Genomic DNA, 6,100 nt, shown 5'->3' with positions numbered 1-6,100 from the left:
GTTTTTCCCCTGCAAGAGTAGGACGTTGCCGGGCAATTCGAAGCTACTAGCACATACGTGTCTAGTAGCTTTTCTTATGTTTCAGAATCTATATGGTAATCTCTATAATACATATTGAATTCATGATATATTGGCATTACCGATTAAAATTAAAGTTGTTTAGGAAGTGAAAAGAGAATGACTGAACCAAAACGTTATTTTGATACGACAATTAATCATTTAGATCATAAAGGGAATGGACAAGCAGTTGTTTGGCGTGAGAATGAACAAGGAAATCCAAAAAAGCTCAAATTAAATGTACCACTAACGCTTCCTGGTGAGGAAGTACATGTTCAAGTAGACCGGCCGACGAAGAAGAGAAGTCGTGCACATGTGACAGAGTTTTTGAAAACGAATTCTGAAAGAGTCGAAGCACCTTGTCCTCATTTTGAAATCTGTGGCGGCTGTGTCTGGCAGCATTGGAGCTATTCTGGACAGCTAAATCATAAAACAGATTACGTGAAACGTCAGTTAGAGGAACAAGGTTTTAATGCAGCTTTAGTCAAAAATACGATTGGTGCAGAAACCCCGTGGAATTATCGTAATAAGATGGAATTCACATTTTCTCCAGAAGGGAACATGGGGCTTCATGAACAAGGAAACTTCCGCAAAGTGTTCGATATGAAGACTTGTTTAATTGCGGGAAATGATATGGTTGAAGCCGCATTAGAAGTATCAAAGTGGGCAAAAGAACATGAATTGCCAGGCTATTTAAAAGATGAACATGAAGGCCTTTTACGTCATTTGATGGTTCGTCAATCGTTTGCGACAGGTGAGATCATGCTTGCACTCGTAGCAACTGACAGACCAGATGGTAAATTGAAAGACCAAGTGGATAATCTAGTTCAACGAATCACAGAGAAATACCCTAATGTAAAAAGCTTATTATGGTTAGTTAACACTTTATGGGCGGACAGCATTCAAGCAGAAGAAACATTTGTTTTGGCAGGAAGAGACTTCATTTACGATGAACTAGCTGGTTTTCGATATCGTTTATGGTGGAATACATTTTTCCAAACGAATCCAAAACAAGCAGAGAAGTTAGTTGAACTTGCTCTTGAAGTTGGTAAGCCGCAAGCAGATGAGACGATGTTTGATTTGTTTTGCGGAGTTGGAACGTTTTCTCTACCTTTTGCAAAGAAAGTAAAATCGTTAGCAGGGGTTGAAATCGTTGAGAGCTCAATTGAATCTGCGAAACGTAATGCAACAGAGAATGATGTTCATAATACGTATTTCTTAGCAAATAACGCGCGTAATGGCATTGATGAAGTAAGAGAGCAGTTTGGCCAACCTGATTTATTGTTGGTCGATCCACCTCGTTCTGGGGCTGGTGGAAAAGTTATGCGCCGCATAGGACGTGCTCAACCGAAAAGAATTGTTTATATCTCTTGTAACCCAGAATCATTTGCCTCAGATATAACAGAGTTAACACCATTTGGTTATGAGTTAGTAACAGTTCAACCAGTTGATCTTTTCCCTCATACAGTGCATGTGGAGTTGGTTTCTTTGTTGGAGTTGAAAAAGTAAACGGTAGTTGTAGAAGGAACACCTATATCTTAGGTGTTCCTTTTTTAATGAAACAAAGGAATTCTAATAGTAATTAATCTACAATGAATCTCGCCACTTAAGAAGACTGTCTTTATCGATCTGTGTAATTTTACTAGTGCTTACTAAAGCATCTACTAACTGATCAAAACTTGTAATTGTCTGACAAGGCACTTGCTCCTCAGCGAATTTCTTAACAGCTTTATTTAACCCATATGTAAATATCGCGAAAACACTAACAACATGAGCTTCACTGTCCTTTATCGCATTGACTGTATTTAGAGCTGAGCCTCCTGTTGAAATTAAGTCTTCAATAACGAGCACATTTTGATTTTTTTCAAGTTTACCTTCTATTTGATTTCCTTTTCCATGCGCTTTTGCTGATCCACGAACGTAAATCATGGGTAAGTTTAATTCATTGGCAAGCCATGCAGCATGTGGAATTCCAGCTGTAGCACACCCAGCAATGACGTCAGGTTTCACCTCAAGCTGATTAACCATGTTTATAAATGCATTCGTAATTTTATTTCTAACATTAGGATGCGACATGGTGAGGCGATTATCACAGTAAATAGGTGACTGAATACCTGAAGTCCAAGTGAAATAATTTTGTGGATCAATTTGAACAGCTTTAATTGTAAGTAAATCTTTTGTAATTTCTTCCGTTAGGTTCATATTGTCTTCAACTCCTTCATTGCTTGTTGGTATGCCGTCTTAGGATTTTTTGCTCTTGTGATACTACGGCCGATCACCAGATAATCAGCTTTTTGCTCACGTGCTACTTTCGGTGTGGCGATTCTTTTTTGATCGTCTTTACTTGAATTTTCTAATCGAATTCCTGGTGTTATAGTTAGGAAGTCTTCTCCGCATTTTTCTTTAATGAATGTTGATTCGTGCGCAGAACATACGACACCATCTGCGCCGTGTCGTTTTGACAGGTAGGCCAGCCGTCCAATCTGTTCTTGTAAATTCCCTTGGATGTTTAAATCATGATTCATCATCGTTTGTTCCATTGATGTCAGTATGGTCACAGCAATTAATTTTGTTTGTTTAGAACTATTTGTTGATAGCAATCCTTCTTTTGCATATTCAATCATTTGACTGCCACCGAGCGCATGAACATTAACAAGATCTACTTCAAGTGAAGCGATATTATGCATTGCACGTTTAACGGTGGTTGGAATATCGTGAAGTTTTAAGTCTAGAAAAATCGGGTGGTTATTTTGTTTAAGTTTTTCAATAATGGAAGGACCTTCACGATAAAATAGTTCCATGCCTACTTTAACGGGCACGCCTTGCAGTTGATGGGTCATTAAAAAATTTTCAGTTACTTCCCATGTTGGGAAATCAAGAGCTAGATAGATCGGCTGGTTCATGAAATATCCCCTTTCCAACAGCTTCGTTAATTGAATGAAAACCATACTTATTTAAAACGTTTGGTAGCCCATTAATAATTTCTGGACAAATGAACGGGTTATTAAAATTTGCTGTGCCTATAGCAACCGCATTGGCTCCCGCTAGAAGGAATTCTAAAACATCCTCGGCGTTAGCTATTCCTCCCATTCCAATAATCGGAATGGATACTTGTTGTTTCACTTCATAAATCATTCGAATGGCGATTGGTTTTATTGCTGGGCCAGATAAGCCACCCGTTTTATTGGCAATTAAAGGCTTTTGACTTGGAAGGTGCATTTGCATTCCGGTTAATGTGTTGATCATAGACAGTCCATCTGCTCCTGCTGATTCAACCGCTTTTGCGATCGCTACAATATCTGTGACATTTGGAGACAACTTCACATAGACCGGAAGATTTGTTACTTTTTTTACGGTTTCTGTGACAAAAGCCGCCATGTATGGATCTGTTCCAAATTGAATTCCACCTTCTTTTACATTGGGGCAAGAAATGTTTAACTCGAGTGCATCTACATGGTCAGTTTGATTAAACGATTCGGCGACATATTCATATTCTTCAACCGAACTACCCGCAATATTGGCGATAATACAAGTATCATAATCTGCTAGAAAAGGAATTTCTGACTCTATAATTTTTTCTACACCAGGGTTTTGTAAACCGATGGCATTAAGCATTCCCGAAGATGTTTCTGCTACACGAGGCGTAGGGTTACCTAACCTTTCATTTTTAGTAGCTGATTTCATAATGACGGCACCTAATGTACTTAAATCGAAGAATGAACTATATTCACGTCCGAATCCAAAACATCCAGATGCAGGCATAATGGGATTTTTCATTGATAATCCAGGTAAATTTACAGATAAGTTCATGATAAATTAACCTCCTTGGCGTGAAAGACAGGGCCATCCTGACATATTTTCTTGTAGCCTTCTCCATCGCTTGTAGGTATGACACATGCAAGACAAGCACCAATTCCGCACCCCATCCGTTCTTCTAATGAAACATAACCATCAGAATTTGATAATCTTTCCTTGATTGCTTTTAACATTGGCGTTGGTCCACACGTATAAAAAGTATCAAACGAGCTTACTTTTGTAAGAACGTCAGTAACTAATCCTTGGTAACCATGAGTGCCATCGTCAGTGACTACATACGTATCACCAAGTTCTTGGAATTCTCTTTCATAAAATACACTTTCTTTTGTTTGATAGCCTAATATAGAAATAATCTTCACATTATTTTCGGATAGTCTTTTTCCTAGATGGTATAGAGGGGGAATACCAATCCCCCCACCAATTAGTAAAACTTTTTTCGGATGTGTATTACTAATGTCAAATCCATTACCGAGTGGACCAAGCACATCAATTGATTGTCCTGGCTCATAAGAGGCAAGCTTCTTCGTCCCTGTCCCAACAATTTTGAACGCGATCGTTACTTCATTCGAAGATTTATCTATGTCAGCAATAGAGACAGGTCGTCTTAACGTCAATCCGTCTATTAGTATGTGAAGAAACTGGCCTGGACTGGCATGGTGACTAATAAACTCGTTTTTTAAAACGAATTCTATTGTATCTTTTGCAATGAATTTCTTCTTAAGAATAGCCATATTTACTTTGTTAATCATAGTTGAACAACCTCTTTATTAATCATTGGTCTCGCACTAAAGCTATTAGAATCAATGACTCGTAAAATAGCACGTGCTGTGTCAAGATTTGTTAGACAAGCGATTCCATTTTCAACTGATTCTCGGCGAATCATAAATCCTTCTGATCTTGGCTGTCTACCTGACGTTAATGTATTAATTACAAATTGAACAGATTGATTCCTGATAAGGGATAAGACATTATCATTATCCGAACCAATTTTATCCACTTGTATGACTGGCAGACCAATTTCTTGTAAATTCCGTGCTGTTCCTTTTGTTGCATATAATTTAAACCCAAGATCGAAAAAACTTTTAGCGATTTCGCGTGCTTCTTGTTTATCTTGATCTGCTACTGTTAAGAGAACAGACCCTTCTGTCGGAATCGATAACCCTGAAGCAACTAACCCTTTATAAAGAGCTTTTTCTAATGTGCTATCATAACCGATTGCTTCACCTGTCGATTTCATTTCAGGTCCCAACGTCGTATCGACACTTCGAAGCTTTTCGAATGAGAAGACAGGTACTTTCGTTGCGACATGATCACCTTCTGGTAAAATGCCTGTTTCAAAACCTAGGTCTGCTAATTTTGCACCTAAGATACACTTTGTAGCTAAGTTAGCCATGGTAACTCCAGTTACTTTACTTAAAAACGGAATCGTTCGACTGGATCTCGGATTGACTTCGAGAACATAGACGTGATTATCTTTAATGATAAATTGAATGTTTATTAGTCCTTTAACATTTAGTTCTTCAGTAAGACGTCTCGTCGCTTCCATACAAGTATTGCGAATATGCTCGGTTACGCGTTGTGGGGGATACACAGCAATTGAATCACCTGAATGGACGCCTGCCCTTTCAATATGTTCCATAATTCCTGGAACAATCGTTGTTTCACCATCACTAATCGCATCAATTTCAACTTCGATTCCTGTTAAATATTTATCAATTAAAATGGGATGTTCGCTATCCAAACCGACTGACTTCTCCAAATAGGTTTGTAGCTCATCGTCACCATGAATGATTTCCATTCGACTTCCACCGATGACATAAGAAGGTCGTACTAATACTGGATATCCGATTTCATTTGCGACTTTAAATGCTTCTTCCAACCTTAATACGGTTTTTCCTTTAGGTCGTAATAAGTTTAAGTCATTTAAAAGTTTTTCAAATTTGTCCCGATCTTCCGCACGATCGATTGATTCCAAGCTTGTTCCGAGAATGTTTATACCGTGCCGCTTCAATCCAGCTGCTAAATTAATGGCTGTCTGGCCGCCAAATTGGACAATGACGCCTTCAGGCTTTTCGAGTTCAATGACATTCATCACATCTTCCAAGGTTAACGGTTCGAAATAGAGTTTATCTGAGATAGTGAAATCAGTTGAGTAAGTCTCAGGGTTATTATTCATAATGATCGCTTCGTAACCCATTTCTTTGACTGCTAACACGGAATGGACGGT

General features: G+C 38.5%; 6 protein-coding genes. 1 reads left to right on the top strand and 5 read right to left on the bottom strand.

The window, feature by feature from the left end:
• Nucleotides 1-177 precede the first annotated feature (177 nt).
• Entirely contained in the window at nucleotides 178-1,566 is a 1,389-nt protein-coding gene (gene rlmD / locus KC820_RS12420; RefSeq protein ID WP_212371484.1) for a 23S rRNA (uracil(1939)-C(5))-methyltransferase RlmD, read from the top strand.
• Between the two features lie 78 nt (nucleotides 1,567-1,644).
• Here the strand turns inward: rlmD and pyrE are convergent, their stop codons facing one another.
• From pyrE to carB, 5 genes are all read right to left on the bottom strand, one after another.
• On the bottom strand, nucleotides 1,645-2,259 hold the full coding sequence (gene pyrE, locus KC820_RS12415) for an orotate phosphoribosyltransferase (protein WP_212371482.1): 615 nt from the start codon (nucleotides 2,257-2,259) through the stop codon (nucleotides 1,645-1,647).
• Nucleotides 2,256-2,960 (bottom strand): orotidine-5'-phosphate decarboxylase, encoded by a 705-nt coding sequence (gene pyrF, locus KC820_RS12410; RefSeq protein WP_212371480.1) that lies wholly within the window; start codon nucleotides 2,958-2,960, stop codon nucleotides 2,256-2,258. The genes pyrE and pyrF overlap by 4 nt, the downstream gene beginning before the upstream one ends.
• On the bottom strand, nucleotides 2,932-3,867 hold the full coding sequence (locus tag KC820_RS12405) for a dihydroorotate dehydrogenase (protein WP_212371478.1): 936 nt from the start codon (nucleotides 3,865-3,867) through the stop codon (nucleotides 2,932-2,934). The genes pyrF and KC820_RS12405 overlap by 29 nt, the downstream gene beginning before the upstream one ends.
• Entirely contained in the window at nucleotides 3,864-4,622 is a 759-nt protein-coding gene (locus KC820_RS12400) for a dihydroorotate dehydrogenase electron transfer subunit (RefSeq protein ID WP_212371476.1), read from the bottom strand. Before KC820_RS12400 ends, KC820_RS12405 begins: the two co-directional genes overlap by 4 nt.
• Nucleotides 4,619-6,100: carbamoyl-phosphate synthase large subunit (gene carB / locus KC820_RS12395; protein ID WP_212371474.1), on the bottom strand; the 1,482-nt coding region annotated here is incomplete at its 5' end. The genes KC820_RS12400 and carB, both read right to left, overlap by 4 nt.

This window comes from Allobacillus saliphilus, assembly GCF_018138385.1.
Taxonomy (GTDB): domain Bacteria; phylum Bacillota; class Bacilli; order Bacillales; family Alkalibacillaceae; genus Allobacillus; species Allobacillus saliphilus.
Note: the sequence above shows the minus strand (reverse complement) of the source record. Positions and strands in the feature narration are given on the sequence as shown.

Excerpts from the sequence above, each read along its gene's own strand:
- rlmD (WP_212371484.1), top strand. The coding sequence starts at position 178 with ATGACTGAACCAAAACGTTATTTTGATACGACAATTAATCATTTAGAT.
- pyrE (WP_212371482.1), bottom strand. The coding sequence starts at position 2,259 with ATGAACCTAACGGAAGAAATTACAAAAGATTTACTTACAATTAAAGCT.
- pyrF (WP_212371480.1), bottom strand. The coding sequence starts at position 2,960 with ATGAACCAGCCGATCTATCTAGCTCTTGATTTCCCAACATGGGAAGTA.
- KC820_RS12405 (WP_212371478.1), bottom strand. The coding sequence starts at position 3,867 with ATGAACTTATCTGTAAATTTACCTGGATTATCAATGAAAAATCCCATT.
- KC820_RS12400 (WP_212371476.1), bottom strand. The coding sequence starts at position 4,622 with ATGATTAACAAAGTAAATATGGCTATTCTTAAGAAGAAATTCATTGCA.